We start from the raw sequence: 25,952 nt of genomic DNA on the forward strand, positions 1-25,952 counted from the left end.
AACACAAGTATGTCAATCAATTACAGTGATCAAGACGAGACTTTTCCCGACTGTGCCACCCTGGGCGCCCACCTCTCGGCGCTCCCCCCCTCTCCGCTGGAGCGGCTGAGTCATCCCCTGTTCACCCGGGCCGGGGTAGAGGTATGGGTCAAACGGGACGATCTGCTCGATCCCCTCATCTCGGGCAACAAGTGGCGCAAGCTGAAATATCACCTGATCCACGCCAGGGCGCAGGGGCTCTCCACCCTGCTCTCGTTCGGAGGTGCCTACTCCAACCACCTGCACGCCCTGGCCGCCGCCGGAAGACGCTTTGGCTTCGCCACCCGGGCGCTGGTGCGTGGCGAACCCCAGGCGGCGGATAACGCCACCCTGCGCCAATGTCGGGAGTGGGGCATGACCCTCACCTTTGTGGACAGACAGACCTATCGGCTGCGCCACGATCCCGAGTGGCTCGGGCGCCTGGCGGGGCCCGATACCCTGCTGATCCCCGAGGGAGGCAGCAGCCCCCTGGCCCTGGCCGGGGTCGCCGAGCTGGTCGGGGAAGTGCCCTTCTCACCGGATCTCTGGGTGCTCCCCTGTGCCAGTGGCGGCACCACTGCGGGGCTGCTGAGCGGACGAGGCAGCGGCGAGCAGGTGCTGGCCATCGCCGTACTCAAGGGGGATTTTCTGCCCGCAGAGATATGCAGGCTCTGGCCGGCAGCCGCCGAATCAGCGGGATGGCGAGTCACGCAGGATCATCATCAGGGGGGGTATGCCCGCTTCTCACCCGAACTGTGGCACTGGGTCGAGGCCTTCTCGGCCCACACTGGCCTTCCCCTCGAGCCCATCTACAGCGGCAAGGGGATGCACGGTCTGTGCCGCGAGCTGGAGGCCGGCGCCATCCCCCGTGGCAGCCGTATCGTCTTCATCCACACCGGGGGGCTGCAGGGGCTGGCAGGGCTCAGGGAGCAGGGGCGTCTGGGATCACCATAGGAGCGGGCCCGGCAAACCAGATCCCCTGCCCGGCGTGCACCCCGAGGTGGCGCAGGCAGTGCCACTCCTCGGCGCTCTCTACCCCGACCGCCAGGACCCGCGTATGGGTATTGGCGCAGCCCCCGATCAGACTACGCACCGCCATCTGGTTGACCTGACGCAGGTGGATGTCCCGCACCAGGCTGGGGTGGATCTTGAGGAAGTTGATGTCGAACTCCTTGATGTACTGGGTGCTCACCACATCCTGCCCCGCATGATCCACGGTCAGACGCACCCCCAGCATGCGCAGGGAGCGCAGGGGCTTCTTGAGGGCCTCGAAGTAGCGGGTGATCTGGGACTCTGAACACTCCAGAATCAGCTGCTCGTTGCGACTGCGCGGCAGCTGGAACAGCGAGAAGAAGAGCCAGCGGTGGAACTCCCGGTTGAGCAGGCTCTGGGCACAGATGTTGAGGCTGACGGGCGGGGCGTCGGGGGGCAGACGCTGCAGCAGCGACAACACCTGCTCGGCCATCAGGCGATCGAACGGAAGCAGCATGCCCGACTTCTCGGCCATGGGCATGAAGACACCCGCCAGCAGTTCATGCCCCTGCTCGTCGTCGAGACGGGCCAGCAGCTCCTGTTGCAACACCAGCTGCCCCTGCCCCTGCATCACCGGCTGGCTGTAGAGACGCACGGCCCGCTCCTCGATACGGCGGGTCAGCAGGGTGCGCCAGCGCACCGTCCCCTTGTTGGTATTCTCCTCGTCGGGCGAGAGCTTCTCGAACAGGAACCAGCCGCTTCCCCCCTGCAGGCGAGCGCTCTTGAGGGCCAGCTCGGCCTCCTCCTGCACCTGGGCCATGGTGTCTGAGGTGCGATAACAGACGGCGCCCACATAGATCTCTCCCTCCACCGCCTCGGGCCAGTGCAGGCGCAGCAGGCTCTTGTGCAGCTGGGTGGCCGCATCCACCAGCTCACTCTCTCCCTGATTGGGCAAGAGTACGGCGAAGAGGTGCGCCGCATAGCGCGCCTGCAGGGCACCGGCGTGTTTGCGCACGAAAGTGCCGATAGAGAGGCTCGCCTCCTGCAGCACCTCGTTCATGGCGCTCTCGTTCCCCTCCAGCTCGTCGAGACCGGCGAGCTCGATCAGCAGCATACCGCCATTGAGGGCCGCCGAGTCACGGATGGCACTCTCCAGCCGGTTGTCGAAGAAGATGCGGTTGCCGGTGCCGGTCACCTTGTCCACGAAGGCATTGCTGCGGATGAAGCTGTCGAAGCGGCTGCGCTCCTTGCGGGCATCGGCCAGCTCGGCCAGCAGGTAATCGATCGCCTTGCTGGCACTGGCGGGCCACTCCTCGGCCGGATCATGGTTGAGCTTGCCAAGGGAGCCGGAGAGAATCAGTTCAGCCCTGTGGTTAAGCAACTCGGCGCCGCGCAGCTGCTCGCGTAGCCAACGGATGGAGAACCAGAGGCCAAAGACCACGATAAAGACCCCGAACGAGATGCCGAACATCGCCTCGAGGGAGTATTCGAACTCCTTGAAGGGACGCTCCAGCCTCAGGCGGGCCTCAAACTCGGCGTGCCTTGGCAAGGTGAGGCGGTAATCCACCAGCGGATCGTCCGGCTCGGCCTGGGTCAGGTTCTGAAAGCCGTAGACCTTCTGCTCACCACGATAGACATCGAGGGAGATGACATGGGCGGAGCGCAGCAGGCTTGGCAACCACTCCACCATGGCGGCCGACTCGGTCTGGCTGTCGAAGTTGCGATCCAGCACCTCGACCAGGGCATCGACCTTCTTCTCCTGCAGCTCAAAGCCCAGCTGGCGGAAGCTGAAGACGCCACCGAGCATCACCATGGCCATGGCCGTGATGACACAGAGAGTGATGAATGAGACGAGTTGAGTGGTGAGCTTCATCCGTGAATCCGTTCTGGGCGGGAACCCTATCCCGACATGGGTGATGATGCTATCACGGCCAGCCGGCCAGATCTGCCGCCAGGCAGGCAGAGAGAGAAAAAGGGCGCCTTTCAGGGCGCCCAAACACACGAAGCAATAACAGAGTGAGGAAAACAGTGAGTGGGAGAGCATGCTGGCACCCTCACCACCCGGCCCACTCTACACCGGCTTCATGAAGCCTCTCTGAGCTCTTCATTCATCCTGGATTCAGCGGGCTCACCGGATGAGATAGACATAGAGCACGGAGGCGCACAGAAAGATGCTGACCATCACCACCGGATAGACCACATAGCTGTCACCGTGGCGCCGGGCCCGGCGCACTACCAGATTGCACAACAGCAGGTTGTAGCCGATAAGCAGGCTGGTCACCAGCAAACTGCGAAAGACCGGCAGGGATTGAATATGGCGCTGGTAGAGCCAGACCAGTACGAAATTGGCCAGGATCAGGTAGAGCAGAAACTTCTGCAGACCCGGGGTCCCTTTCTTGGTCTTTTGCTTGCGGTTTGTCATACTGGCCCATTCCTTGTTCAACCCAATGAAAGCGACAGGTATTGGGAAAAACTGTAGCAATATCAGTGGGTCAGACTATCCAAGGATAGTACCATTTGAAGCTATTGATGAGATACTCTTTTCTCCTTGTGAGTCTGATGCTCTGCCAGCCTCTCCAGGCCTGGCACGATCGCGCCTGGAACCTTCCCGCGACCCCCTCTCCCCTCGAGCAGCAGCGCATCGAGGAGGAGATTCGCTACCTGCTCGCCAGCAAGGGGCATCTGGAGCGTACCCTGGGGCGGGCCCGCCCCATGCTGCGCCTGATCGAGGCCGAGTTGCGCCGCCGCCGTCTCCCCGACTGGCTGTTGCTGGTGCCTCTGGTGGAGAGCAGCTACCGCCTGGATGTGGTCTCCCACGCGGGCGCCGCCGGCCCCTGGCAACTGATGCCCGAGACGGCCCGCCGCTTCGGTGTACCGGTGGAGGAGGCGTTTGACGGTCGTTACTCCCTCCCCCTCGCCACTCAGGGAGCGCTCGACTATCTCGGCTGGCTCAGGAAGACCTTCGACGGGGAGTGGCTGCTGGCGCTGGCGGCCTACAATGCGGGGGAAGGGCGTCTCAAGGCGAGCCTGGCAGCCGCCGGAACCCACTCGGTGCAAGCCCTGCCACTGCCCGCAGAGACCCGCCGCTATGTGGCCAGGCTACAGGCCCTGGGTCGGCTGCTCTCGGCGCCGGCTCACTATGGCCTGCGGCTCCCCGAGTGGGGAGAGGGGGGGGAACTCAGGGTCGACTATCCGGGGGAGTGCTCCCTCACCGGCTGGAGCCAGCGCCATCGTCAGGACCTGCAGGGGCTGACCGCCCTCAATCCGGCCTGGCGCAGTTGGGAGCCCGCCATTCGCCCCCCCTGCCCTGTGCTCTACGGTGAGGCATCGCTCCGCCAGGCGCCCCGCAAACGGCTCACCGTCACCCTGCCCGTCTCCCTGGAGGGGCTCAAGGACCCGCTACAGTTCGGTACCGCGCGCGGTCTGGATATGGTGAAACGGGAGTGGCCCAAGGCCGAGATCAATGACCCTCTGGGTCTTCGGGAAAAGCGACCCCACTGGTGGCAATGAAGTGCTGACGCCAGCGGCTCAGCACCGGGGCCAGATCGACGGCGTCGGGTTCGGCCCAGGCGCCCCCGATGAAGGAGAGGGAGGGGCCGACCGGACGACTGTGCATCAGCAGGCAGTCGAGCGGGGGTAAGCCGGGCAGCACCAGGCGCAGGGAACGTGGCAGCTCGAAGCGGCGAGGGGCGAGAAATCCGACGCCCCCCGGGCCTATGTCCTTGATGATGACACGGCACAGGCGACGATCGAACAGCAGGCCGCTCACCATCAGGCGCGCGGTGATGCCACACGACTGCTGCTCGAAGGGAGTCTGGCCATCGTGCAGATACCAACGGGGTTGCTGTCGACGGGCGTCGTACAGGGGATCGAGTGCTTCATCCATGAATGTCAGGGCTCCTGACGGCGAGCCGCTGCCGCCGCCTGTTTGAGGTGGCTGCTAAACAGCCGGTCCAGATTCTCTTCCGCCCCCTGCGACATGATCAACAGTTCGATGCGGCGGTTGCGGCTGCTCTTGGGATCGTCGGGATCCTCGGGCATGGTCTCGGCCATGCCCACCACCTGTGCCACCCGCTCGGAGGGCATGCCTCCCGCCTGCAGCACCCGGCGCGCCATCATGGCGCGATCCGAGGAGAGCTCCCAGTTGGTGTAGTTCTGTCCGGCGAAGGGGGTGGCGTCCGTGTGGCCCGAGATCATCACCCGGTTCTCGATGCGTTCGAACACCGGGGCCAGGGCCATCAACAGATGGTGGAAGAAGGGGGTGATGCGGGCGCTGCCACGGGCGTACATCTCCCGCTGATCGTTATCGCGGATAAGGATGCGCAGTCCCTGGGGAACCACCTGCAGCTCCAGGTTGCGGCTCGCCTCCATCTGGTTGGCCAGGGAGCCGATAAAGCCGGCCAGTTGCTGCATCTGCTTCTCACCCTCGACCCGCCCCTTGAGCAGGCTCTGATAACCCGCCTTGCCCTGTTCGTTGAAGATGGTCCCCGGGTTGTCGCGATACTTGGGCATGCGCTGCCCCTGCTCGCTGAATCGGGGCGAGGTCTCATCCACCACAGAGGGGTTCCCCCCCAGATCCACCGGATAGGGGCTGTTGCTGATATCGAAGGGATTCGCCTCGCTGTCCATGATGCTGTAATCCCTCAGCCGGCTGGCGACCGCGGTGCGCTCCTCCTGATTGGAGACCGCCAGGATCCAGAGCACCATGAAAAACGCCATCATGGCCAGGGTGAAGTCGGCAAAGGCCACCTTCCAGGCACCGCCAGCCTTGGGTCCATGATTGCGCCTCTGCTGGCGCTTGATGATGATCTGCTCGTGGTTGCGCATTACATCGCCCTGTTGGTGACCCACTCTTCCAGCTCGAGGAAGCTGGGTTTGACCTCGGGCTCAAGCACCTTGCGACCGGCGTCCACCGCCAGCAGGGGAAGCTTGCCGCGCAGTTGGGCCAGCAGGATCGACTTGATGCACATCATGAGGCCGATGCGGCGCTTCACCTGCTCCTCCATGGCCGAGCTCAGGGGTTCGAGCAGGCAGTAGCAGAGGAAGATGCCGATAAAGGTGCCCACCAGGGCGGCCGCAACGTGGACACCTATGTTGGCCAGGGGGCCGTCGAGCTGCTGCATGGTGATGATGATGCCCATCACCGCCGCCAGGATGCCAAAGCCCGGGCAGGCCTCTCCGGTCTTGTGCAGGGCGTGGGCCGGCTTGAGGAGATCCTCTTCGATGGCCATGATCTCCTGCTCCAGCATGGTATCGAGCTCGTGGGGGCTGATCTTGCCCATGCCGAGCAGACGCAGGTTGTCGATGATAAAGCCGAGCAGTTGGGGATCCTCGGAGATCTGGGGATACATCAGGAAGACCGAACTCTGCTGGGGATTCTCGATATGCTCATCGAGGGCCTTGAGCCCCTTGTTGCGCGTCTCCTCGAGCAGTTGATGCATCAGGGTCAGCAGCTCCCGATAGAGCTCCTTCTCCTCTTTGTTGGGCTTGAACACCTGCTTGAGCTGGTGCTTCATCTCGATGAGCACCGATTTCTCGTTACCCAGCATCATGGAGCCCACGGCGGCCCCTATGATGATGATCAGCTCGGCCGGCTGCCACAGGGCGATCACCTTGCCCCCCGCCATCATGAAGCCCCCCAGGACACAGACGAGGATCACCCCAATGCCAATCTGCTTAAGCATCTATCCACTCCGGATTGAGGGGGAGTCTCCCCCGGTTAAAACGACGCCGCCAGCCGCTGCTTGAGCTGCAGCACGCACTGCTTGTGCAACTGGCACACCCGGGACTCGGTCAGGCCGAGCACCAGGGCTATCTCTTTCATATTCAATTCGTGCTGGTAGTAGAGGGAGAGCAGCAGCTGCTCCCGCTTGTCCAGGGTGGTGAGCACCTTGCTCACCGTCATGGCGAGATCCGCATCATCGCTCTCGGCACTGGGCGCCCGGCCTCCGTTCTCGAGCCACTCCTCCAGGCTCTGCAGGGCCTCGGCCTGTCCCGCATAGGCCAGGTCACGCACCTCTTCGAGGGTGCAGCCCAGGGCCTGGGCTATCTCCGGCTCGCTCGGCACATGGCCGAGGCGGGCCTGCAGCTCGCGCACCTGCTGATTGAAGGCATGCACCTGCTGGCGCAGCTGGCGCGGTCGCCAGTCGAGCCGGCGCAGCTCGTCGAGCATGGCGCCGCGGATCCGCTTGAAGGCAAAGCTCTCGAACTGTTCATCCAGCTCGCCCCCATAGCGTCGCCACGCCTCGAGCAGCCCCATCATGCCCACCTGCTCCATGTCCTCCCGATCGAAGGTGACCGAGACCTGGCTGCGCAGGTGGCCGGCTGCGCGCTTGACCAGGGGCAGGAAACGGCGCAGCACCTCGGCCTCTCCCTGCTGAGCCGATGTCCGGTACTCTCTCTCCTCCGCCCAGAGCGCGTCCATGTTACCGCCTTACTGCACCACGACCTTGGTGATGAGCAGCTCATCGAGGTAGGTCTTGTAGCCATAGCTCTCCAGGGTCAGCTCAAGTTTCTTGAGCAGGGACTCCTGTAGCACCTTGATCTGTTGCAGCTCCTTGCGCACCTCGTCATGGCTGCGGTGGCTGAAGTACTGCACCATGGCGTTACGCAGCAGCGGCTTTTGCTCATCGAGCTGGTTCAATACCGCCGGATTGTGAGTCACCAGAGCGACCTCGAGCACCATGTAGTGGGTATCGGCGCCCCCTTCCAGGCTGATCACAAACTTGTCGAGGGGCTTGAACAGCGGGGTCGCACTGAGCTCGGGTTTGGGCTCGGCCAGCCCCAGCATCACCTCTATCTTGTCGCGCTTGAGGTAGCCCACATAACCCAGCACCAATGTGAGGCTGATGACCATGATGACCACCGCCACCCAGATAAGAATTCGACGCATCATCTCTCGTTAGTCTCTCGCTAAAACTCGGGTTGTCAGGGGATCACACCAGGGTATCGAGCCAGCCATGGGGATCGCTGGCCGTGGCCTCCTCCTCCATCAGGACACGGCGACCGGCCAGGATCTGATCCCGCGGGGTCTGCTCCTGCTGGCCGGCACCTCCCTGGCCCACATTCACCTCGACCCCGCCCGCATGATGGGGCATCAGGGCACTGCGCAGCCGTTCCATCGACTGAATCAGGGCATCGCGTACGGCCGGGTTGGCCGCATTGAGCTGCACCGTCAGACGATCCCCCTCCATGCGCACGTTCAGCTCCAGGCGCCCCAGCTCGGGAGGATCGAGGCGGATATGGGCCTGCTTGATCTGCTGGCCCACCTGCAGCTCAACCTTGTCTTTGAGGGCAGCCACCAGTTGCTGCCCCCACTGCACCTGGGGATCCGCCAGACGCAAGGGTGCCCACTGGATTTCACCCGGTCGCTGCAAGGGAAGCGGCACCGGCCCCCCTCTCAGGGAGACAGGTTCGGGCGCCGCCTCCCGGCTCTCCCTGAGAGGCTCACTCCCCTGCTGCGCCGCGAGGCGCAAAAGTGGCACCAGCTCGCGCTTGGCAGTGGCGCTGGCCCCTTCACCCGGCGGTGTGGTAGAGAAGAGTTCGCGAAGCGCACGCTCCCCCTTCACAGGGGCGGAGGGGTGCTCAGGGGCGCTCACGCCCGGTTCCGGCTGCGCCGCTCTCGACGGCATCCCGATCGGCTGAGGCGTGGATGCCCCCTCCTCTGCGGAGGTTGCAGGAGCGGCCGGCAACCTGACCGGCATGCCGCGAAAGGCCAGGGAAGGCATCTCCCGGGGCAAATCCGCTGCCGGGTCGGCCTGAACGGGCCCGTCGCTGCCCTGCGGGGCCGGCGACCGGGTTTCGGGAGAGAGGGAAACCTCACCTTCCGGTAGCGCCATACGGGTAAATTGGGGCTGAGGCAAGACGCCCGGGGGGAGCTGCGGGCTGTCCTGCATGCTCTCCTCATCCAGGGTCAGCGAGAAGGGTTCCGGCTCGGCGTCACCGTCCCGTCCGGCGGCGATAGCCTCACCACGGGAGCCGCGAAAGCCCCCCGTCCCGTTAATCAGCAGGTTGTTCATTGACTGGCCACCTCTTCATAGGCACGGATCCCCTCACGCTGCTCACCCATGCTCTGCCACTCCCGGTGCAGGCGCTGCGTTTCGCCACGGCAGAGGGTCAGGGCCTCGGCATGCAGGCGGCGCACCTCATTGCGAGTCGGCTCCAGGGCCTGCCACAGGTCTGGGACGCGGCGCAGCTGCGTGCAGGCTTTGGCCAATGCCGCATCGAGGCGGGCGACCTCCTGCCACTGACCGGCTCTGGCCTGATCGAGCAGACGCGTGGCCACCAGCAACAACTGGCGAGCACTCTCCTGGGGTGATGGCAACATGGGTCAGCCTCCTTAACCGGACGACGAGGGGAAGCCCGGCTTCCCCGGGAGGAAACACTCAGGCGGCATGACGCCCCATGGCTTCCCACCCCTCACGCAGCTCGGTGATGATCTTGCGTACCTCGGCAAAGCCGTCGGCCTGGTTGCTGGCGCTGATCTCGAACAGGCGCTGACCGCAGTAGTCGTAGAGACGGTGCAGGTTCATGGCCAGCTCCCCGCCCTGCTCCATATCGAGGGCGCTGTCGAGGCCACCGAGGATATCCAGGCACTTGGCGATGGCCTGCCCCTTGCGCTCAAACTGGCGTGCCTGCAGATGGCCCTCGGCACGGGCCATCTCGTCGAGCAGTCCGTCGATCAGCATCAGCACCAGCTGATGGGGGTTGGCACTGGCGGCCTTGGCGTGGGTGGCGGCCTGCTGATAGGCGGCCAGCACATCGTCTTGCTCAAACATCTCTGGTTCAGATCCCCTGCATGGTCTGTAGCATCTGGTTCATCACGGTGAACTGGTTCAGGTAGCGCTTGTAGGCAGCATCCATCCGGCGATCGAGCGCCTCCATCTTCTGATCGACCCGCTTCTGGCTCTTCTCGATGCTCTCCTTGCTGCGCTTGAAGATGCCGTCCCGTGCCGTATAGGGATCGATGGCATTACTCATTCGCTTGAGCAGTCCATCGTCCCCCAGCAGGGCCTTGCCGAGCAGCTCGGGATCCTTCTCCAGAGCCTTGTTGAACGCGGTCTCGTCCAGGGTCAGTTTGCCGTGACGGTCGGTCTTGATCCCCAATTGAGCAAGACTCATGCCATTGGGCAGGTCACGCACGGAGCGGGTCAACACGCTCTTGAGACTGCGTACCGAGCTGTCAGAGGCGAGCGCCCCGGGATTCTTGGGATCGCTCGCCGTCAGCTTTCCCATCTCATCCACCAGGCCGTTGTAGCTCTCCACAAACTTCTTGAGCGCCCCGGTCACCGTCTCCTTGTCCTGGGTGACGCTGATGCGCAGAGGCGCTTCGCCCGGCTTCTGCGCCTTGGTCAGATCGATGGTGAGACCATCGATCAGCTTGTCGAGCTTGTTGCTGGCGGAGACCACCTCGATGGCCCCCGGCCCACTACCCATGGTCACCTTGGCATCCTGGGCCAGGGTCACATCCTTTCTGGCCGCCACGGCCTGGCCGAAGGTAGAGGCAGGATCGCCGCTGAACTGGACGTCGATGGCGTTGGCGGTGCCGCTCTCGCGGCTGGTGAGCACCAGATTCAACTTGCCGTCGCTGCGCACCAGGCTCGCCTTCACCTTGTCGTTACCGGGGGCGTTGTTGATCTGGCTGACCAGGTCCTTCACCGTGCTGCCGGCCGGCAGGGTGGCAAAATCGATGCTCACCTCCTTGCCCGCAACCGTCAGCTTGAGTTCACCACTGGTGGGGAGGGGATCGTTCTCACTGGTGAACACCATGCCCACCTGATGGGCCTGGGCCAGTTGCTTGACCGAGAGGCTGTACTCCCCCGAGACGGCCTTGCCGTCACTGGTGATGGTCATAAAGCCCTCTTCCGAGGCGGTCGCCTTCTGGGCCTGCAGGGTAGAGGCCTTGTTGAGCTCCTTGAGCTGGGTCTGGAAGGCGGAGAGCTTGGTGTTGAGGCCATTGATGGCCTCCAGCTGCGCCTTGAAGGCCTCCTGCTGGCGCTTGAGCATCTTGTCCATGTTCATGCGCTCGGCGGCGACCAGCTGGGTGGCCATGGTGACGGGGTCGACCATCATAATCGGGATCCTCGCGGTGAAGGGCTACGGATAGGAAAGGGGCGAAGCACGCCCCTTTCCTATCCGTACGGGGCCCGCACGCGGGCCCCGTTATCCGGATTAACGCAGCAGGGAGGTCACCATGCCGGTCATCTGGTTGGAGTTGGAGAGGACGGACATACCGGCCTGCATCAACATCTGGTTCTTGGTCATGGAGGTGGTTTCGGCCGCGAAGTCGGCATCCATGATACGGCCGTTGGCCATATCGGTGTTCTCCTTCATGTTGGCCAGGTTGGTCACTGTGTGCTCCAGACGGTTGATATTGGCACCGAAGGAGGAGCGGACAGAACCGATGTCAGCCAGGAAGGTATCCAGTTCGCCCATGGCGGCAGTGGCCTTGGTCTGATCAGCGATACCCGCCTTCACCGCAGTCCCTTCCACACCCTTGTTGGCGGTGCTACCGGTCACGTCTTTCAGCTTGGCGGACAGATCCAGGCTCAGGGTTTCAGCAGAAGAGCCACCGATCTGGAAAGTGATGGAGCTTTCGAACTTGCCACCCTTCAGCAGCTTGGCGCCACCATAGGTAGTGTTATCAACGATGTTCTTCAGCTCTTTTTGCAGCTCACCAAACTCGGAGTTGGAGGCGGCCATGTCGGCGGAGCTGTTGGTACCGTTTGCTGCCTGGGTAGCCAGATCCTTCATACGCTGAACGATATTGGTCATCTCATCCATGGCCCCTTCGGCGGTCTGCATCATGGACATGGCGTCCTGAGCGTTACGCATGCCGACCTTCTGGCCGTTGGACTGGGCTTGCAGACGGGTGGCCATCTGCAGACCGGCGGCGTCGTCGGCGGCAGAGTTGATGCGCAGACCGGTACCCAGGCGCTGCATGGCAGTACCCAGCATCTTGTTGGTGGAGTTCAGCTGGTTTTGGGTGACCAGAGAGGCGTAGTTGGTATGAATGGAAAGACCCATGATGCGTTCCTCGTTCGTTACTGGTGCGGGCCGGTTGACCCGGTTAACTCGTCACAGGAAGAGAGCGACAGGGGGGCGACAAAAATTTAATGGATAGCGTACTTTTTTCATCGTCACCGCCACCTCGCGGCCCCAAAAATGCAAAACGCCACCCTGATGGATGGCGTGACAACCCAATCGCAGCGCGAGCGTTCAGGTGAGCAGCGCCACCACCGTCTGCCGTGACACATTGGCCTGGGCCAGCAGCCCCGACATGGTGCCGGCAAATCCCTGGGTCAGCACCTCACTGAGACGGGATTGCAGTTGCTCGAGCTCGCTGGCAGAGATGCTCTGGCTGCGCGACTGCACCTGCTTGAGCTGCTGCATGGCACGCTGGCGAAACTGCTTGAGCTCTCGTACCGACTGCTCAACATCGGCCAGCAGCTTGCGGATACGCTGCTGCTCCTGGGCTATCTCTCCCCGGGAGAGCCCCTTCTCTATCTTCCCCAGCTCACCTTCACTCTGCTTGAAGCGCACCGGAATGGGATTGCCCGCCGGCAGCCTGACCCCCTCGCCACGCAGCAACACCGGCTCGTCGAGCTTGCGCCTCTGTCCCTCGGGCAGGGTCAGGGTCAGTTGACCATCAGCGCCACGACGAGCAGTGATCTGCTCCCCTTGCAGCGCCTGATTGAGCCGTGACAACACCTCCTGGGGCGAGGCCCCTGCGGGCAGGCTGACCTCCACCGCGGCGGCACTGACCGGGAACGAGATCCAGAGCCGCTCGCTCTCCCCCTTGGTGGTGAGGAGATCCAGCCCCTCGGCCTGATAGGTGAGGGTGGGAGCCCTGTCGAGCAGCCTGGGCTTGAGATCGGCCGTGAGAGGCCCCTTCTCACCGCTGACGTGCTGCTCCAGGCGGCTGAGGCGACCGTTGAGCTCCAGCGCCCGCCCCCGTTGCTGTGCCAGCTGACCATCGAGCTTGCGCAGCTCGCTCCACACCAACCCCAGCGCCTGCTCGCTGCTCTGGGCCGAGGCGATACGCTGCTGGGTGTTACCGATCAGGGCCCAGCGCTGCAGGCGCGCCAGATCGGGCTGGCGCTCGCTGCGAGCGCTCCCCTTGCTCTTGCGAGCGGGCTCGGAATGAGAGGGGATGACCCCGGGTTTGCCGGTCTCGGGGATAGCCCCCTGACGGGTGGAGTGGATCAGCATGGGGTCACACCTCAGCGCATGTAATCAAAGAGGCTGAGGGCATTGATCTTGACGAACGCCTGCTGCTGCACCTGCAGCGCCGCCAGCACAGTGGCTTGGCGGGTGGCGGCCGCCGGGAAGTCGAGAGACTCGATCTGATTGCTCACCTCCTTGCTGTAGGTGCTCATCTCGATGTGGGACTCGTCGATCTGATCGAGCAGATTGATCTTGGCGCCAATGCGGCTGGTCATGCTGGCGATATTGTCGAGCACCCCCATGCTGCGATCGAGCATGGCGCCGGCCTCGGTCGACACATCGGAGGCACCGCTCTCGAGCAGGGTGACGAAGTCGTCAAGCTCCTTGAAAAAATCACCGCCGCTGAGAAACAGGGTGTCGGCCCCCTCGTTGAGGCTCACACTCACCCCCTTGGCGATGGGGACATCCCGCTGCAGGGCATCCCCCTGGTAGTGATAGGCACCGGTCGCCGGATCCTTGACCAGGGCGCTCTTGCCCACCTGGCTGCCGGCAAACAGGCTCGAGCCCGCCTCGTTGCGGGCGTTGGCCAGATCCAGCAGACCATCGCGCAGGCTCGCCAGCTCGGTCGCCGCCCCCACCCGGTCCTCTGGGCTGACAGAGCCGTTGGCCACCAGCTGAGTCAGCTCCCGCAGACGCATCATCATGTTCTTCATGGTGTCGAGCTGGGTCTCGGCCTGGGAGAGCTGGGTCTTGGCGTTGAAGATGTTCTTCTGATATTGGGTCATGGCCGCCTGCTCCCGCTTCAATCCCAGCAGACGTACGCTCCCCACCGGATCATCGGAGGGTTGCAAAATTCGCTTCTGGCTCGCGATCTGGCGGTCGAGGCGGGCATATTCGGCATAGCCCCCTTGCAGGCTACCGAGCATGCTGCTCTGAATCATGGAAGAACTGATACGCATGGGGTCTCCTTAGAACATGCTCAGCAGGGAGTCGAACAGCTGATCCGCCGTGCTGATCACCTTGGCATTGGCCTGATAGGCCTTGGTGAAGGCCATCAGCTTCATCCCCTCTTCATCCTGGTTAACGCCGCTGACGCTGCTCACCTTGTCACCGATCTGCTTGTCGAGCTTCACACTGGACTCCATCTCGGACTTGGCCTGGCCACTTTGCACCGCCAGTCGGCCGACCAGAGAGGCATAGGCATCATACTGGCCATCCTTGATGGTCAGCATCTCCTGCAGGTTACGGTTGTCGCCGGGCCCCCCGCCCGCCTTGGCGAAGGCGAGATCACTGCCGGCAAATCCATCGGCGATCTTCAAGGTGGCGGCCGGATCGGCCGGGTCATAGGTGAACATGGGCTTGCCCGGGTTACCGGCCAGGTCCACGCCCCCCTGCTGCTTGACGTTGAACTCGTCGGCCAGCTTGCTGGCTATCTGGTTCAGCTCGGCCTTGGCGGGTCTGAGCACCTCACGGCGATAGTCGAGCACGCCCCCTATGCTCCCCTCCCCCAGGGAGGGAACATCGAAGGTCTGGGTACCGAAACTCAGGCTCAGTACATCCCCCTTGAGGGTCAAGGTACTGCTGCTCTGACCCAGCACCAGGGGTTCGCCCCCGGGCAGGCTGAGATCGTAATCCCCGTTCTCCTGTCGGGTGACCCGCACCTCGACAAGCCCGGAGAGCTGGCGCACCACCAGATCCCGGCTGTCCTCCAGGGCGGAGGTGTTGCCCCCCTTGGCGGCCAGCTCGCTGATCTGGCGATTGAGCTTGCCCACCTGTTCCAGATAGCTGTTGACCTGCTCCACCGAGCTCCCCAGTTGGTCGGAGATCTCCCGCTCCTGGGTGGCCAGGCTGCTGCTCAACTGGCGAAAGCGGTTGGCCAGGGCATTGCCCGAGCTGACGATCTGCTCGCGCTGGGCGCCGGTCTCCGGGCTGTCGAGGGCCCCGCTCAGAGAGGCAAAGAAGCTGTCCAATCCGATGCTGATGCTCATGGACTCGCTGCCGAAGAGCTGCTCGGTGGTGTTGATGTATTGATGAAAGGAGTAGGCGCGTCCCACGCTCGAGCCGGAACGCCAGTGCTGGCTCACCAGATAGTCGTCACTGATGCGGCGCACCCCGGTGACCATGACCCCCTGACCGTTGTCGAGGCGGCCGAAGCCCGCCACGCTCCCCATGGTGGCCTCCTGACGGGAGTAGCCAGGGGTATGGACGTTGGCGATGTTTTGGCCGACCACATTCATGGCGATCTGGGCGGCATTGAGGCCGGAGAAGCCGATATTGAGCAGTGACATCAGTCAGGTTTCCTCACGGTGCGGGTCAGCAGCGGCTGGCTAAAGGCCGCCAGGTTCTCCGGTGTTGAAGCGACCGCTGCCGCCGGATTCTTTAGCGGCGCCTCGAGCTGTTCCACCATCTGGCGGGTGAGCCCCATGCCGCCGCCCTTGACCAACCCCATGGCCAGCTGGCTGTCATACATGTCCCGATAGAGCTCGTTGCCCTTGATGAGCTTCTCATCCTCATCCTGCAGGGCATCGCTGGCCGCCCGCATATGCTTGAGCACGGTCTGCAGGAAGGTCACCTCGAACTGACCGGCGGCCGCCTCGAGGGCGGCCCGCTGGTCCGGATTACTCTTGATCTTCTGTAGCTCGCCCAGGTCCTGATAGAAACCGGGTTCGCTCACTGTAATTCGTGTCATCAGATCACCACCAGTTCACCATCCAGAGCCCCCGCCTCGTCGAGCGCCTGCAAGATGGCCATGATATCGTCCGGGGTCGCCCCCAGGGAGTTGATGGCCTTGACGATCACCTCGAGCGAGGTGCCCTCTGGCCAGACAAACATGTTGTTGCGCTCCCGATCCACCTGCACCTTGGAGTTGGGGGTCGTGGTGGTCTGACCGTTGGAGAAGGCGTTGGGCTGGCTCACGTTCTGGCTCTCGGAGATGGTCACCGTCAGGTTGCCGTGACTCACCGCCGCCTTGTGCACCTTCACCTCGCTCCCCATCACCACGGTGCCGGTGCGGCTGTTGAAGACCACCCGGGGGCGCTCACGCCCCATGTCGACCCGGATATCCTCGAGCAACGCCATGAAGCTGATGCGCTGACTCTCGTCCTTGGGTGCCTGCAACTCGATACGACCGGCACTGACGGCCCGCGCCACGGGGCCGAGCTGGCGGTTGACCGCCCGCTCCACGTTGCGTGCGGTCTTGAAGTTGGGCTGATGCAGGTTGAGGATCACCTCGGGACGGCTGGCGAAGTTGGTCGGCGCCTCCCGCTCTATGATGGCGCCGTTGGGAATGATGCCGGCGGTGGGCACGTTGATGGTCACCGAAGAGCCGGACTGTCCCTCCGCCTTCACGCCCCCCACCACCAGGTTGCCCTGGGCCACCGCATAGACCTCACCGTCGATACCGCGCAGGGGGGTCAGCAACAGGGAGCCGCCGCGCAGGCTCTTGGCGTCGCCGATGGAGGTGACGGTCACATCCACCGTCTGCCCCTTACCCGAGAGAGCCGGCAGGGTCGCCTGTACCGAAACGGCCGCCACGTTCTTGAGCTTGGGATCGAGATCCTCGGGGAGTTGTACCCCGAACTGCTTGAGCATGTTGGCCATGGATTGGCCGGTGAACTTCACCTGGCTGCGATCCCCGGTGCCGGAGAGGCCCACCACCAGACCGTAGCCCACCAGCTGGTTGGCCCGGATCCCCTGCACATCGGCGATATCGAGCAGGGGACGGGTACGCACAGCCGCCGTCGCCAGCAGGGGGAGCAAGAGGAAGAGAAGCAGAAGCCAGTTACGCATCGAGATCCTCACAGGGGGGAGAAGGCGGAATTGAAGAAGCGGCTGAGCCAGCCCATCTGGTTGGCATCGGCCAGAGCACCACGACCGGCATAGGTGATGCGGGCATCGGCGATACGCTGGGAGGAGATCCGGTTGCCCTGGTCGATATCCTCCACCCGCACCATGCCACCGAGGCGCACATACTCATCCCCCTGGTTGAGACGGATCCACTTCTCGCCGCGAATGCCGAGAATACCGTTGGGCAGCACCTCGGCCACGGTCACGGTAATGGCGCCGGAGAGGGTGTTCTGCTGGCTCGAGGTAGCCGCGCCGTCGAAGTCCCGCTCCACCGAGTAATTGCCACTCAAGTCCTTGACCACCTTGTTGCCGAAGGTGGGCACCGGCATGTTGAGGCTGCTGTTCTTGTTGGTGGTGGTGTTGGCCTTCTTGCTCGACTGGGTACGCTCCTCCAGCATCACCGTCAGGATGTCGCCGACCCGGTAGGCTCGCCGGTCCTGAAACAGGGTCATCATGGTGCCCCCCTGAAACAGGCTGCCATCCTCCCCTTCCGGCTGGGGAGGCAGCTTGGGCCGGGAGGGGGCCCAGGCCTGATCACCCGGCTCGGGCGGAACCAGCTCATAGGTGGCGCAACCGGCCAGCAGCAGGGCGAGCAGGCCGCTGGCGAGCAGTGCATGCAGGCGTCTCATCATATGGCCTGGGTGATGAACTTGAGCATCTGATCGGCGGAGGAGACCACCTTGGCGTTCATCTCGTAGGCGCGCTGGGTGGTGATCATGTCGACCATCTCCTCCACCACGTTGACGTTGGAAGCCTCCAGGGTGTACTGCTTGACCGCCCCCAGGCCATCCTCGCCCGGCACCCCTTCGATGGGTTCACCGGAGGCACCGGTGGCCCGATAGAGGTTGCCGCCCAGCGCCTCGAGGCCGGAGGGGTTGGAGAAGTGGGTCAGTGTCATGCGACCCAGCTCCACGTTGTCCTGCTGGCCCGGCACGGTGGCGCTGACGGTACCGTCGGCACCGATGGCGATGCGGGTCGCATTCTCGGGGATCTCGATCTGGGGCACCATGGGCAGACCATCGGCGTTGACCATCTGCCCCTCGCCGTTGCGGTGCCACTGGCCGTTACGGGTATAGGCGGTCTCGCCGTCGGGCATCTCTACCCCGAAGAAGCCGGCGCCGACGATGGCGATGTCGAGCTCTTGCCCTGTGTTCTGGAAGTTGCCCGGCGTGAAGACCTTCTGGGTGCCCACCACCCGCACCCCGTTACCCATCTGGATGCCTGTCGGGGTCAGGTTCTGTTGATCCTGCTGGGAGCCCGGCTGACGCTGGACCTGATAGAAGAGATCCTCGAAGGCCACCCGATCGCGCTTGAAGCCGACCGTATTGACGTTGGCCAGGTTGTTGGAGATGGTGGCCATCTTGGCATCCTGTGCCGAGAGGCCGGTCTTGCTCACCCAAAGTGCTGCGTGCATCTGTCTGTTCCTCGCTACGTCAGGGCCTTAACCCTGACCGGAAATGAGTCTGGCCCCTTGCCGGGCCTGATCGTCGGCGCTCTTCATCAACTTGACCTGCAGCTCGAAGTTGCGGGTCAGGGACATGGTGTTGATGAGCTCATCCACCGCATTGACGTTGGAGCCCTCGAGAAAGCCGGAGGCGACCGCCACCTGCTCGCTCGCCTCGGCCTCGCCCCCCTGGCGCAGGCGAAACAGGCCATCCATCCCCTTCACCAACTCTCCCTGCCCGGGATCGACCAGCTTGAGACGCCCCACCTCGAGACGCGCCCCCTGACCAAGGGGGACGATGGAGAGGGTGCCATCCTTGCCGATGCTCAAGGAGCGGTGAGGTGTCAGCACCATCTCGCCCCCCTCCCCCTGCACCGGGTGGCCGTTGACCGTCAGCAGGCCGTCGGCATCCAGCTCGAAGTTGCCGGCCCGGGTATAAGCCTCCTGGCCATCGGCAGTCTGCACCGTGAAGAAGCCGGAGCCACGCACCGCCACATCCAGGGTGCGATCCGTCTTCATGAGGGCGCCGGCGGCGAAGTTGGAGCCCGCCTGCTGCTCCTTGGCCAACACCCGGCTCGGCAGACCATCCCCGCCGACCATGTAGGCAGAGACCCGCTCGAAGTCGGCCCGAAAGCCCGCCGTGTTCACGTTGGCCAGGTTGTTGGCCCGGATCTGCTGGGCCATCAGGGTGTGCTGGGCCCCGGACATGGCGGTGTAGATCAGTTTCTCCACGGCTTACCCCTTAGAAGCTGTTGAAGAGGACCTGGGTCATCTTGTCGGCCGAGCTGATGGTCTTGGCGTTGGCCTGGTAGTTGCGCTGGGCCGTCATCAGCCCCACCAGCTCGCCGGTCAGATCCACGTTGGAGTTTTCGTAAGCCCCGGCGGTCAGGGTGCCCAGGGTACCGCTGCCGGGTGCGCCCACCACGGGTTGACCCGAGCTGAAGGTCTGCACCCAGCTGGTGTTATCCGCCTGCATCAGCCCGCCCGGGTTGGCGAAGTTGGCCATCACCACCTGGCCCTGCAGCAGACGCTGACCGTTGGTGAACTGGGCATAGACGCCCCCGTCCTTGTCCACGGTCAGCCCGGTGAGATCCCCCGAGGTATAGCCGTCGGACTGGTTGCGGCTGACGTTGAAGTCGGAGGCATACTGGGTCACCTTGGTCAGCCCCAGCTCCAGGGTGATGGGGTCCGCCCCGGCAGGGGTCAAGGCCAGGGAGGGATTGGCGGTCGGGCTCTTGAGGGTACCGTTGGTATTGAACTCCATGGGGATGGCCGCACCGGTCACTGTGCCATCGAAGGCGGTGTGCACCTGCCACTTGTTGTCGGCGGTCTTGACGAAATACTGGGTCAGGGTGTGTTCGACCCCGAGGGAGTCATAGACCTTGCTCGACTGGGAGTAGCTGAAGCTCTTGGAGTCGGTCGGGTTGAAGGGGTTGACCGCCGGGTCGATGACAGAGGCCCCCGCCTTGAGGTTGGCCACGAACTCCAGATTGGTGGAGGCCTTGGCCGGCAGGTTGGCGGTGCTCACCTGGATGTCCCCCACCACCCCGTTCTTGAGGGTGCCGTCGGGGTTGATGCCATATCCCTGCAGGCGATCGCCGGCGGCATTGACCAGATAGTTACCCGCATCCTTTTGGAACATGCCGGCACGGGTATAGGAGGTCTGGCCACTCTCATTCTTGAGCATAAAGAAGCCGCCACCGGAGATGGCGAGATCCAGGGCACGCCCGGTGCGCATCAGATCCCCGTTGCGATCGAAGTTCTGACTGGCATTGCTCATCTCCACCCCGCCCGCCTGGCCGCCACTGTAGATGGCGGCGAACTCGGCGCGGCTCGACTTGAAGCCGGCGGTGCTCACGTTGGCGATGTTATTGCTGATGACGCCCAGCTCCTGGTTGACGGCGCGCAGGCCGCTCAGGCCAATGTTGAAAGACATCTGCTTCTCCTTGAGTTATGCCTGGCCGAACTGGACGGCGCTGAAGAGGGGGACATCACCGATGCCGGTGACCTGTAACATGATCTGGCCGTCCCCCGGCAGGTTGACCCGCTCTACCGAGCTGGCCAGATAATTCTTGGGCTGGGAGGAGAGGGCGGGGCCCTTCGCCTCCACCTTGACGCTGTACTTGCCGGGGGGCAGGGCATCGAGTTGATAGTCGATGACCCCTCCCTTCCGGGCCCCCCACTCGCGGCTCTGCACCTTCTGGCCAAACTCGTCGTAGACGGTGAGGGTCACCTGATCCGCCGCCCCCGGCAGCTCGATCTGGCCACGCACCCCCTGCTCACTGGCCAGGGTGATCCCCTCGGCGGGCACCATCACCTCCTGGCCCACCAGGTTGGTGGCCGCCAGCACCTGCTGGGTATCCATCATGGCGATGGACTGCTGCTGCAGCACCTTCAGCTGCTCGACCCCCTCCACCATGCTGAACTGGGCCAGCTGGGTCACGTACTGGGTGCCGTCGAGGGGATTGGTGGGATCCTGGTTCTGGATCTGGGCCACCATCATCTGTAGAAATTCGTTGCGCAGGGTCATGCCGCCATTCTGGGCGCTGCTCTGGGTCGCCCCCTGGCTGCTGCTCTGGGAGGTGGCAGGATTGCTCGCGACCTTGGGGTCAACCTGCTGGAAGGCGCTACCGCGGGCGGTATCGAGGGAAGAGAGCGGAGAGAGGCTCATGGTTTAACCCTGTCCTAAACGCAGCAGACCCTGCTGCATGCTGGCGATTCGGTTCATCACCTCGACCGAGGTCTCGAAACCGCGGGAGGCGCTCATCATGTCGGCCATCTCCTCGACGGCATTGACGTTGGAGTAGTAGACATAGCCCTGCTCGTCGGCCAGCGGATTGTCGGGCTCGAGGCGCTTTTGCACCTCCCGGTCCGACTGCACCACCCCGGCGATGGAGACCTCGGCCGCCCCCAGGCCACCGCTCTCCTGCACCCGCTTGTAGAGGGTGGAGAAGACCGGCTTGATGGCGCGAAAGGCCTCATCCTCGCTCCCCGCCACACTGTCCACGTTGGCCAGGTTGGAGGCGACCGTGTCGAGGCGCACGGTCTGGGCACGCATGGCGCTGCCCGCTATGTCATAGATACGATTGAACGACATGATCAGCGTCCCTCTATGGCCTTGGCGATACCGCTGATCTTCATATTGAGGAAGGTCAGACTGGTCTGGTAATCCATGGCGTTGTTGGCAAACTTGCCCTGCTCCACCCCGAGCTCCGCCGTGTTGCCATCCTGGGAGGGCTGAAAGGGAATGCGGTAGAGAGGATGATCCACCTCGCCCATGGTGACGCTCTCCATCTGACCGGCCGAGACACGGTCGGCCACGCGGGAGAGGATCGCCTTGTAGTCAAGATCCCGCGCCAGGTAGCCCGGGGTGTCGACGTTGGCCAGGTTGCCGGCGATGATGCGCGCCCGTTCGGTGCGCACCTGCAGGGCATAGGGGTGAACCCCGAGGGCTTGGTCAAATGAGATACTCATCCTTCGTCCTGTGGTTGCATGGCAAGGTGGGGATGCCTTAAACAAGAGTCATGCCAGCTTGTGCCATGACGTATAATGGGCGCCCTAACGGTCCCCGATGACCCCACTCCACCGAAAGAGGAAGTGCCGTTTCCGATGAGGAAGTCACCGCTCGCCCTGCTCCTTCTGCTCGCGCCCATGGTCCAGGCCTCCCTGGAGCAGCAACTGCTGGAGGATGCACGCACCCGGCTCGAGCACTATGGTCAGAGCCAGCAGTGGCCCACCCCCGAGGCCAGCTACCAGGTCTGGGTAGCGCCGGGGGCCGACGAGCTGCCCCCCTGCAAACAGCCCCTGGTGCTGGAGGGAGGGGGTCAATACCGGGAGCCCTTCGGTCGTCGCCCCTATCTCATCCGCTGCAGCGATCCCGCCTGGAGCCTGCGTGGCCGGGTCGAGGTGCGCGTCACCCTGCCGGTGTGGCGGGCGGCACGGGACATCGAGCGGGGCCAGCGTATCGGGGCCGAAGACCTGGTGAGCCAGCCGGTGGAGGTGAGCCGCCTCTACCGGGGCTTTATCCCCGCCAACCGCCCCCTGCAGGGAGCGCAGAGCAGCCGCAACCTGCGCGCCGGTCAGCTCATCGGCGAGCTCGATCTCAAGGTGCGCCATGCGGTGGAGCGGGGTCAGGAGGTGATCATCCGTGCCGCCAGCGAGGGGTTCAGCGCCTCCATGCGCGGTGAGGCCCTGCAGGATGGGGTGGTGGGCGAGGCAGTCCGGGTGCGCAACCTCTCCTCCGGCAAGGAGGTGCAGGCCTGGGTGATCGGGCGGGGGGAAGTGGAGACCCGCTTCTGAGCGCAAAGGTGATGGCCCCCACCTAAAGTTATCGGGCAAAGCGGTCGCTGTTTAGTGACAGGACAACAGGAAGCATCAGTCTATGAAGATTCAACGCACCGACGGCGCCCTCTTTCAGGCCGCCAAGCCCCACAAGCAGGAGAGCCTGCCGGGCACGCCGGCCGCCGCCCCCTCGCCCCGGGCCCAGGCCGAGATCAGCGTGGAGGCGCAAGGGCTCGAGCAGGCGCGCCAGCGCATGCAGGATCTCTCCGACGTGGACATGGACAAGGTTCGCCAGATCCGCCAGGCCATCGCCGAGGGCAAGCTGACCCTGGACATGGAAACCCTGGGCCGCGCCATCGTCGATCTACACCGCAAATGACCCCGCGCCAGCGTCTCCAGGCCCTGATCCAGGGAGTCCAGCAGGATCTCGGTCGCTACCAGCGACTCTGCCAGCTGCTCGACGAGCAATACCAGCTGCTGGGCACCCATGACGTTGAGGGGCTGACCCGCTTCAACCTGACCCTGACCGGCCTGATGGGAGAGGTCCAGGCGTCGGCCCAGGCCCGCTGCCAACAGCTGCGCGCCTTTGGGCTGGAGCCGGATCAGCAGGGGATGGCCTGCCTCATCGGTCGTCTGCCCGAGCCGGTGCAGCGCCGTTTCTCTCCCCTCTGGCTGCGCCTCGAGCAGTTGCTTATCCAGTGCAAACAGAAAAACGAGCGTAACGGTCGTCTGCTGGCCGGCCAGGTCGAGACCATACGCCAGCTGCTGGGACAGCAGGACGCCTATCCAGAGCCCGCCTGATTCACTCCCGGCGCAGGAAGCGCTGGGTGGCAAGCTCGTCAAGCTGGCGCTGAACCCCCAGCTCCTCCCGCAGCCGCACCCCCTCTTCCCGGCGCAAGATTAACTGCTCCAGCCCCTTCACCCGCCCAAACTGATGGCGCAGCACCGCCTCATGACGCTCCAGCTCGAGTCGGGCCAGGGCACTCTGCTGCACCTGATGCTCGAACAGCCGTCGCACCTGCTGGCCCATCTGCTGCTGATTCTGCCACAGCAGGGGGTGAGGCTGGGCGGGAGGGCGAGCCAGCTCGCCGAGTACCCCCTGCAGACGCAGGGCGCGCTGCTCCTCACGCTCGGCCTGCTCGCGCAGGCGTTGACGCTCCTCCCCGAGACGGGAGAGGGAGTCCTGCTGCAGGGTGAGATAGCGTTTTAGCATCAGCCGACCACCTGTCTGAGTTGTTCCACCACGCCACCGAGGGGCGAGGCCTCATGGATTCCCTGCTGCAGGAAGGCGGCGATCTGCGGATAGCAACGCACCGCCTCGTCCATCTGGGGGTCGGCACCGACCTGATAGCCCCCCAGGGGCAACAGCTCGCGCACCTGCTGATAGCGTCCCCAGTGTTGCCGGGTCCGCACCGCCGCCTGCAGCCAGTCGGGGGAGACGATCTGGGTCATCACCCGGCTCACGGATGCACCTATGTCGATGGCCGGATAGTGCCCCTCCTCGGCCAGACGGCGGGTCAGCACTATGTGGCCGTCGAGGATGGCGCGAGCCGCATCGACCACGGGGTCCTGCTGATCGTCCCCCTCGGCCAGCACCGTATAGAAGGCACTCAGGCTCCCCCGGGGATGCACCCCGTTGCCGGCCCGCTCCACCAGCTGGGTCAGCAGGCTGAAGACGGAGGGCGGGTAGCCTCGGGTGGCCGGCGGCTCACCGATGGCCAGGGCGATCTCGCGCTGAGCCTGGGCGTAGCGGGTGAGGGAGTCCATCAGCAGCAGCACATCCTGCCCCTGATCCCGGAAATGCTCGGCAATGCGGTGGCACACCTGGGCCGCCCGCAGCCGCATCAGGGGAGATTGATCGGCCGGCGCCGCGATCACCACGGCCCGGGCCAGCCCCTCGGCCCCCAGGCTGTGTTCGATAAACTCGCGCACCTCGCGCCCCCGCTCGCCGATGAGCCCCACCACCACGACCTGCGCCGTGGTGTTGCGCGTCATCATGCCGAGCAACATGCTCTTGCCCACGCCGGAGCCGGCGAACAGGCCAAGCCGCTGCCCCTTGCCCACCGTCAGCAGACCGTTGATGGCGCGCACCCCCACGTCGAGGGGCTCGCTCACCGGGGTGCGCAGCAGGGGATTGGGGGGCAGGTTGAAGAGGGGAACCTTGCTGCCGGCCGGCTCGAGAGGGCGCCCGTCGAGGGGGGCCAGGGTACCGTCGAGGACCCGCCCCAACAGATGAGGACCGATGTGAATGGTCTCTTCCCCCTCGAGCGGCAAGACCCTGGCCCCCGCATAGAGACCGCGCATGGGCTCCAGCGGCATCAGATAGGCGATGTCACGGTTAAAGCCCACCACCTCGGCCATCAGGCGCTGTGCCCCGGCGGCCTCGACCTGGCAGCGCTGGCCTATCACCAGCTGACAGCCGACCACCTCCAGGGTGAGGCCGGTGACCCGCACCAGCCTGCCATAGCGACGAAAGGGAGCCGGCGTGGGCAGCGTCTCCTCACCGAGGCGCTCGAGGGCTTGCTGCAGACCCTCATGCATGGACGTCGTCCAGCACCTGCTCCACCTGGGCGAGACAGGTCTCGATCCGCTCGTCAGTGCGCGCCTCGATCACGGCGGCCTGACTCTCGACCCGGCAGTCACCGACCGAGAGTGCGGGATCGGAGTGAAGGGGCCACCCCTGGCACTCGGTCATGCCCAGATCGGCCAGCCGCTGGCGATCCTCTTCACAGAGGAAGATGGCCACGCTCTCCTGCCCGGCCGGCAGACCGGCGAGGGCCTGCTCCACCTGCAGCAGCACCTGGCCCGGATTGAGGGTGAATTCGGCCTGGATGACCCGACGCACGACCTGGGTCACCACCTGAGACAAGAGGTTCTTCTGAGCATCGAGCTTCTCCCGTGCCAGGGCACTGAGCTGCTCCTGCAGGGCCGGAAAGGGCCGCAGCGCCTCGTCGAAGCGGGCCTGCCCCTCGGCACGCCCCTGCTCGACCCCTTGCTGGTATCCCGCCTGGAATCCCTGCTGATGCCCCTCCTGATGACCGCTCTGGCGTCCCTGGGTCAGGCCATCCTGATAGCCCTGCTCCAGCCCCTGCTCGACCCCTTGCCGGTAGCCGAACTCGAACTGGGCCTGCTGACTCTGCTCCTCTCCCTCCCCCTGCAACGGGGGGAAGCGATAGAGGCGGGTCGCCCCGGGGGCCAGCTTGCGCAACCTGTGACTCATGCCGCC

Annotated in this window: 32 protein-coding genes; 5 read left to right on the plus strand and 27 right to left on the minus strand. The window is 64.3% G+C overall.

The annotated features are described in order from the left end of the window. The first annotated feature begins 9 nt into the window (after window positions 1-9). Entirely contained in the window at window positions 10-972 is a 963-nt protein-coding gene (locus AB5Y48_RS19180; RefSeq protein ID WP_368165495.1) for a 1-aminocyclopropane-1-carboxylate deaminase/D-cysteine desulfhydrase, read from the plus strand. On the opposite strand, the gene AB5Y48_RS19185 is transcribed toward AB5Y48_RS19180, so the two are convergent. Both AB5Y48_RS19185 and AB5Y48_RS19190 read right to left on the minus strand, forming a co-directional pair. Then, entirely contained in the window at window positions 941-2,863 is a 1,923-nt protein-coding gene (locus tag AB5Y48_RS19185) for an EAL domain-containing protein (protein ID WP_050665454.1), read from the minus strand. The two genes, AB5Y48_RS19180 and AB5Y48_RS19185, sit on opposite strands and share 32 nt — an antisense overlap. Before the next feature lie 255 nt (window positions 2,864-3,118). Then, window positions 3,119-3,412: a hypothetical protein gene (locus AB5Y48_RS19190; protein ID WP_060587357.1), complete on the minus strand. Its 294-nt coding sequence runs from the start codon at window positions 3,410-3,412 to the stop codon at window positions 3,119-3,121. 107 nt (window positions 3,413-3,519) lie between these two features. Between AB5Y48_RS19190 and AB5Y48_RS19195 the strand changes: the two genes are divergently transcribed. Next, a complete protein-coding gene (locus tag AB5Y48_RS19195; protein WP_368165496.1) occupies window positions 3,520-4,500 on the plus strand; it encodes a lytic transglycosylase domain-containing protein in 981 nt (326 codons plus the stop codon). Here AB5Y48_RS19195 and AB5Y48_RS19200 read toward each other — a convergent pair. From AB5Y48_RS19200 to flgB, 22 genes are all read right to left on the minus strand, one after another. Then, window positions 4,451-4,876 (minus strand): hypothetical protein, encoded by a 426-nt coding sequence (locus tag AB5Y48_RS19200; protein ID WP_050665451.1) that lies wholly within the window; start codon window positions 4,874-4,876, stop codon window positions 4,451-4,453. The genes AB5Y48_RS19195 and AB5Y48_RS19200 overlap by 50 nt on opposite strands. 5 nt (window positions 4,877-4,881) lie before the next feature. Next, complete coding sequence (gene lafU, locus AB5Y48_RS19205; RefSeq protein ID WP_050665450.1) at window positions 4,882-5,817, minus strand: lateral flagellar motor protein LafU; 936 nt, start codon at window positions 5,815-5,817, stop codon at window positions 4,882-4,884. Beyond that, entirely contained in the window at window positions 5,817-6,674 is an 858-nt protein-coding gene (gene lafT / locus AB5Y48_RS19210; RefSeq protein ID WP_050665449.1) for a lateral flagellar motor stator protein LafT, read from the minus strand. Before lafT ends, lafU begins: the two co-directional genes overlap by 1 nt. 35 nt (window positions 6,675-6,709) lie before the next feature. Then, a complete protein-coding gene (gene lafS / locus AB5Y48_RS19215) occupies window positions 6,710-7,414 on the minus strand; it encodes a lateral flagellar system RNA polymerase sigma factor LafS (protein WP_050665448.1) in 705 nt (234 codons plus the stop codon). Between the two features lie 9 nt (window positions 7,415-7,423). Then, on the minus strand, window positions 7,424-7,882 hold the full coding sequence (gene fliL, locus AB5Y48_RS19220; protein ID WP_050665447.1) for a flagellar basal body-associated protein FliL: 459 nt from the start codon (window positions 7,880-7,882) through the stop codon (window positions 7,424-7,426). A 43-nt stretch (window positions 7,883-7,925) separates the two neighbouring features. Beyond that, window positions 7,926-9,008, minus strand: coding sequence for a flagellar hook-length control protein FliK (locus AB5Y48_RS19225; RefSeq protein ID WP_319593395.1), 1,083 nt, complete (start codon window positions 9,006-9,008; stop codon window positions 7,926-7,928). Then, window positions 9,005-9,316, minus strand: coding sequence for a hypothetical protein (locus tag AB5Y48_RS19230; protein ID WP_050665446.1), 312 nt, complete (start codon window positions 9,314-9,316; stop codon window positions 9,005-9,007). The genes AB5Y48_RS19225 and AB5Y48_RS19230 overlap by 4 nt, the downstream gene beginning before the upstream one ends. A 58-nt stretch (window positions 9,317-9,374) precedes the next feature. After that, the gene (lafC, locus tag AB5Y48_RS19235) at window positions 9,375-9,767 is read right to left on the minus strand and encodes a lateral flagellar export chaperone LafC (protein WP_050665445.1); all 393 of its coding nucleotides are present in this window, start codon (window positions 9,765-9,767) and stop codon (window positions 9,375-9,377) included. Window positions 9,768-9,774: 7 nt separating this feature from the next. Then, window positions 9,775-11,061: a lateral flagellar capping protein LafB gene (lafB, locus tag AB5Y48_RS19240; RefSeq protein ID WP_136614255.1), complete on the minus strand. Its 1,287-nt coding sequence runs from the start codon at window positions 11,059-11,061 to the stop codon at window positions 9,775-9,777. Between the two features lie 99 nt (window positions 11,062-11,160). Next, window positions 11,161-12,015 (minus strand): lateral flagellin LafA, encoded by an 855-nt coding sequence (gene lafA, locus AB5Y48_RS19245; protein ID WP_050665443.1) that lies wholly within the window; start codon window positions 12,013-12,015, stop codon window positions 11,161-11,163. Between the two features lie 192 nt (window positions 12,016-12,207). Beyond that, window positions 12,208-13,200, minus strand: coding sequence for a hypothetical protein (locus AB5Y48_RS19250; protein ID WP_136614256.1), 993 nt, complete (start codon window positions 13,198-13,200; stop codon window positions 12,208-12,210). Window positions 13,201-13,211: 11 nt separating this feature from the next. Beyond that, window positions 13,212-14,114: a flagellar hook-associated protein FlgL gene (gene flgL, locus AB5Y48_RS19255; RefSeq protein ID WP_060587366.1), complete on the minus strand. Its 903-nt coding sequence runs from the start codon at window positions 14,112-14,114 to the stop codon at window positions 13,212-13,214. Between the two features lie 9 nt (window positions 14,115-14,123). Continuing rightward, window positions 14,124-15,443, minus strand: coding sequence for a flagellar hook-associated protein FlgK (gene flgK / locus AB5Y48_RS19260; protein ID WP_050665440.1), 1,320 nt, complete (start codon window positions 15,441-15,443; stop codon window positions 14,124-14,126). Further along, entirely contained in the window at window positions 15,443-15,844 is a 402-nt protein-coding gene (locus AB5Y48_RS19265; protein ID WP_368165497.1) for a rod-binding protein, read from the minus strand. The genes flgK and AB5Y48_RS19265 overlap by 1 nt, the downstream gene beginning before the upstream one ends. Further along, entirely contained in the window at window positions 15,844-16,944 is a 1,101-nt protein-coding gene (gene fgIL, locus AB5Y48_RS19270; RefSeq protein WP_368165498.1) for a lateral flagellar basal body P-ring FlgIL, read from the minus strand. Before fgIL ends, AB5Y48_RS19265 begins: the two co-directional genes overlap by 1 nt. A gap of 8 nt (window positions 16,945-16,952) precedes the next feature. Then, window positions 16,953-17,630: a flagellar basal body L-ring protein FlgH gene (gene flgH / locus AB5Y48_RS19275; protein WP_136614259.1), complete on the minus strand. Its 678-nt coding sequence runs from the start codon at window positions 17,628-17,630 to the stop codon at window positions 16,953-16,955. Next, on the minus strand, window positions 17,630-18,415 hold the full coding sequence (lfgG, locus tag AB5Y48_RS19280) for a lateral flagellar basal-body rod protein LfgG (RefSeq protein WP_050665436.1): 786 nt from the start codon (window positions 18,413-18,415) through the stop codon (window positions 17,630-17,632). Before lfgG ends, flgH begins: the two co-directional genes overlap by 1 nt. A gap of 27 nt (window positions 18,416-18,442) precedes the next feature. Continuing rightward, the gene (gene lfgF / locus AB5Y48_RS19285; RefSeq protein ID WP_368165499.1) at window positions 18,443-19,177 is read right to left on the minus strand and encodes a lateral flagellar basal-body rod protein LfgF; all 735 of its coding nucleotides are present in this window, start codon (window positions 19,175-19,177) and stop codon (window positions 18,443-18,445) included. 10 nt (window positions 19,178-19,187) lie between these two features. Further along, window positions 19,188-20,381: a lateral flagellar hook protein FlgEL gene (gene flgEL / locus AB5Y48_RS19290; protein WP_050665434.1), complete on the minus strand. Its 1,194-nt coding sequence runs from the start codon at window positions 20,379-20,381 to the stop codon at window positions 19,188-19,190. A gap of 15 nt (window positions 20,382-20,396) precedes the next feature. Next, window positions 20,397-21,116, minus strand: coding sequence for a flagellar hook capping FlgD N-terminal domain-containing protein (locus tag AB5Y48_RS19295; RefSeq protein WP_050665433.1), 720 nt, complete (start codon window positions 21,114-21,116; stop codon window positions 20,397-20,399). A 3-nt stretch (window positions 21,117-21,119) separates the two neighbouring features. Then, the gene (flgCL, locus tag AB5Y48_RS19300) at window positions 21,120-21,542 is read right to left on the minus strand and encodes a lateral flagellar basal body rod protein FlgCL (RefSeq protein WP_050665432.1); all 423 of its coding nucleotides are present in this window, start codon (window positions 21,540-21,542) and stop codon (window positions 21,120-21,122) included. Window positions 21,543-21,544: 2 nt separating this feature from the next. After that, a complete protein-coding gene (gene flgB, locus AB5Y48_RS19305; protein WP_050665431.1) occupies window positions 21,545-21,919 on the minus strand; it encodes a flagellar basal body rod protein FlgB in 375 nt (124 codons plus the stop codon). 135 nt (window positions 21,920-22,054) lie between these two features. On the opposite strand from flgB, the gene flgA reads away from it, so the two are divergent. The 3 genes from flgA to flgN all read left to right on the plus strand — a co-directional run bounded on the left by flgA (window position 22,055) and on the right by flgN (window position 23,527). Then, the gene (flgA, locus tag AB5Y48_RS19310; protein ID WP_224161105.1) at window positions 22,055-22,744 is read left to right on the plus strand and encodes a flagellar basal body P-ring formation chaperone FlgA; all 690 of its coding nucleotides are present in this window, start codon (window positions 22,055-22,057) and stop codon (window positions 22,742-22,744) included. Between the two features lie 82 nt (window positions 22,745-22,826). Continuing rightward, window positions 22,827-23,105: a flagellar biosynthesis anti-sigma factor FlgM gene (gene flgM, locus AB5Y48_RS19315; protein WP_050665429.1), complete on the plus strand. Its 279-nt coding sequence runs from the start codon at window positions 22,827-22,829 to the stop codon at window positions 23,103-23,105. Then, the gene (gene flgN, locus AB5Y48_RS19320) at window positions 23,102-23,527 is read left to right on the plus strand and encodes a flagellar export chaperone FlgN (RefSeq protein ID WP_368165500.1); all 426 of its coding nucleotides are present in this window, start codon (window positions 23,102-23,104) and stop codon (window positions 23,525-23,527) included. The genes flgM and flgN overlap by 4 nt, the downstream gene beginning before the upstream one ends. A 1-nt stretch (window position 23,528) precedes the next feature. On the opposite strand, the gene AB5Y48_RS19325 is transcribed toward flgN, so the two are convergent. The 3 genes from AB5Y48_RS19325 to AB5Y48_RS19335 are packed head-to-tail and all read right to left on the minus strand — an operon-like array spanning window position 23,529 to window position 25,946. After that, on the minus strand, window positions 23,529-23,939 hold the full coding sequence (locus AB5Y48_RS19325) for a flagellar protein (protein ID WP_050665427.1): 411 nt from the start codon (window positions 23,937-23,939) through the stop codon (window positions 23,529-23,531). Beyond that, window positions 23,939-25,267, minus strand: coding sequence for a lateral flagellar FliI-like assembly ATPase LfiI (gene lfiI / locus AB5Y48_RS19330; RefSeq protein WP_050665426.1), 1,329 nt, complete (start codon window positions 25,265-25,267; stop codon window positions 23,939-23,941). The genes AB5Y48_RS19325 and lfiI overlap by 1 nt, the downstream gene beginning before the upstream one ends. Continuing rightward, window positions 25,260-25,946: a FliH/SctL family protein gene (locus tag AB5Y48_RS19335; RefSeq protein ID WP_136614267.1), complete on the minus strand. Its 687-nt coding sequence runs from the start codon at window positions 25,944-25,946 to the stop codon at window positions 25,260-25,262. The genes lfiI and AB5Y48_RS19335 overlap by 8 nt, the downstream gene beginning before the upstream one ends. Window positions 25,947-25,952 lie beyond the last annotated feature (6 nt).

It is taken from the genome of Aeromonas sp. R6-2 (genome assembly GCF_040908155.1).
GTDB lineage: Bacteria > Pseudomonadota > Gammaproteobacteria > Enterobacterales > Aeromonadaceae > Aeromonas > Aeromonas schubertii.

Bases quoted from the DNA above. Each gene is read 5' to 3' on its own strand.
- lfiI (WP_050665426.1), bottom strand. From the start codon at position 25,267: ATGCATGAGGGTCTGCAGCAAGCCCTCGAGCGCCTCGGTGAGGAGACG.
- flgH (WP_136614259.1), bottom strand. From the start codon at position 17,630: ATGAGACGCCTGCATGCACTGCTCGCCAGCGGCCTGCTCGCCCTGCTG.
- lafS (WP_050665448.1), bottom strand. From the start codon at position 7,414: ATGGACGCGCTCTGGGCGGAGGAGAGAGAGTACCGGACATCGGCTCAG.
- flgCL (WP_050665432.1), bottom strand. From the start codon at position 21,542: ATGTCGTTCAATCGTATCTATGACATAGCGGGCAGCGCCATGCGTGCC.
- AB5Y48_RS19295 (WP_050665433.1), bottom strand. From the start codon at position 21,116: ATGAGCCTCTCTCCGCTCTCTTCCCTCGATACCGCCCGCGGTAGCGCC.
- AB5Y48_RS19225 (WP_319593395.1), bottom strand. From the start codon at position 9,008: ATGAACAACCTGCTGATTAACGGGACGGGGGGCTTTCGCGGCTCCCGT.
- lafU (WP_050665450.1), bottom strand. From the start codon at position 5,817: ATGCGCAACCACGAGCAGATCATCATCAAGCGCCAGCAGAGGCGCAAT.
- AB5Y48_RS19180 (WP_368165495.1), top strand. From the start codon at position 10: ATGTCAATCAATTACAGTGATCAAGACGAGACTTTTCCCGACTGTGCC.
- AB5Y48_RS19250 (WP_136614256.1), bottom strand. From the start codon at position 13,200: ATGCTGATCCACTCCACCCGTCAGGGGGCTATCCCCGAGACCGGCAAA.
- AB5Y48_RS19265 (WP_368165497.1), bottom strand. From the start codon at position 15,844: ATGACACGAATTACAGTGAGCGAACCCGGTTTCTATCAGGACCTGGGC.
- AB5Y48_RS19185 (WP_050665454.1), bottom strand. From the start codon at position 2,863: ATGAAGCTCACCACTCAACTCGTCTCATTCATCACTCTCTGTGTCATC.
- flgEL (WP_050665434.1), bottom strand. From the start codon at position 20,381: ATGTCTTTCAACATTGGCCTGAGCGGCCTGCGCGCCGTCAACCAGGAG.
- AB5Y48_RS19335 (WP_136614267.1), bottom strand. From the start codon at position 25,946: ATGAGTCACAGGTTGCGCAAGCTGGCCCCCGGGGCGACCCGCCTCTAT.
- AB5Y48_RS19195 (WP_368165496.1), top strand. From the start codon at position 3,520: ATGAGATACTCTTTTCTCCTTGTGAGTCTGATGCTCTGCCAGCCTCTC.
- fliL (WP_050665447.1), bottom strand. From the start codon at position 7,882: ATGCGTCGAATTCTTATCTGGGTGGCGGTGGTCATCATGGTCATCAGC.
- lafT (WP_050665449.1), bottom strand. From the start codon at position 6,674: ATGCTTAAGCAGATTGGCATTGGGGTGATCCTCGTCTGTGTCCTGGGG.
- lafA (WP_050665443.1), bottom strand. From the start codon at position 12,015: ATGGGTCTTTCCATTCATACCAACTACGCCTCTCTGGTCACCCAAAAC.
- AB5Y48_RS19230 (WP_050665446.1), bottom strand. From the start codon at position 9,316: ATGTTGCCATCACCCCAGGAGAGTGCTCGCCAGTTGTTGCTGGTGGCC.
- AB5Y48_RS19190 (WP_060587357.1), bottom strand. From the start codon at position 3,412: ATGACAAACCGCAAGCAAAAGACCAAGAAAGGGACCCCGGGTCTGCAG.
- lafC (WP_050665445.1), bottom strand. From the start codon at position 9,767: ATGTTTGAGCAAGACGATGTGCTGGCCGCCTATCAGCAGGCCGCCACC.
- AB5Y48_RS19325 (WP_050665427.1), bottom strand. From the start codon at position 23,939: ATGCTAAAACGCTATCTCACCCTGCAGCAGGACTCCCTCTCCCGTCTC.
- lafB (WP_136614255.1), bottom strand. From the start codon at position 11,061: ATGATGGTCGACCCCGTCACCATGGCCACCCAGCTGGTCGCCGCCGAG.
- flgA (WP_224161105.1), top strand. From the start codon at position 22,055: ATGAGGAAGTCACCGCTCGCCCTGCTCCTTCTGCTCGCGCCCATGGTC.
- flgB (WP_050665431.1), bottom strand. From the start codon at position 21,919: ATGAGTATCTCATTTGACCAAGCCCTCGGGGTTCACCCCTATGCCCTG.
- flgK (WP_050665440.1), bottom strand. From the start codon at position 15,443: ATGTCACTGCTCAATATCGGCTTCTCCGGCCTCAATGCCGCCCAGATC.
- flgN (WP_368165500.1), top strand. From the start codon at position 23,102: ATGACCCCGCGCCAGCGTCTCCAGGCCCTGATCCAGGGAGTCCAGCAG.
- lfgG (WP_050665436.1), bottom strand. From the start codon at position 18,415: ATGCACGCAGCACTTTGGGTGAGCAAGACCGGCCTCTCGGCACAGGAT.
- AB5Y48_RS19200 (WP_050665451.1), bottom strand. From the start codon at position 4,876: ATGGATGAAGCACTCGATCCCCTGTACGACGCCCGTCGACAGCAACCC.
- flgL (WP_060587366.1), bottom strand. From the start codon at position 14,114: ATGCGTATCAGTTCTTCCATGATTCAGAGCAGCATGCTCGGTAGCCTG.
- fgIL (WP_368165498.1), bottom strand. From the start codon at position 16,944: ATGCGTAACTGGCTTCTGCTTCTCTTCCTCTTGCTCCCCCTGCTGGCG.
- flgM (WP_050665429.1), top strand. From the start codon at position 22,827: ATGAAGATTCAACGCACCGACGGCGCCCTCTTTCAGGCCGCCAAGCCC.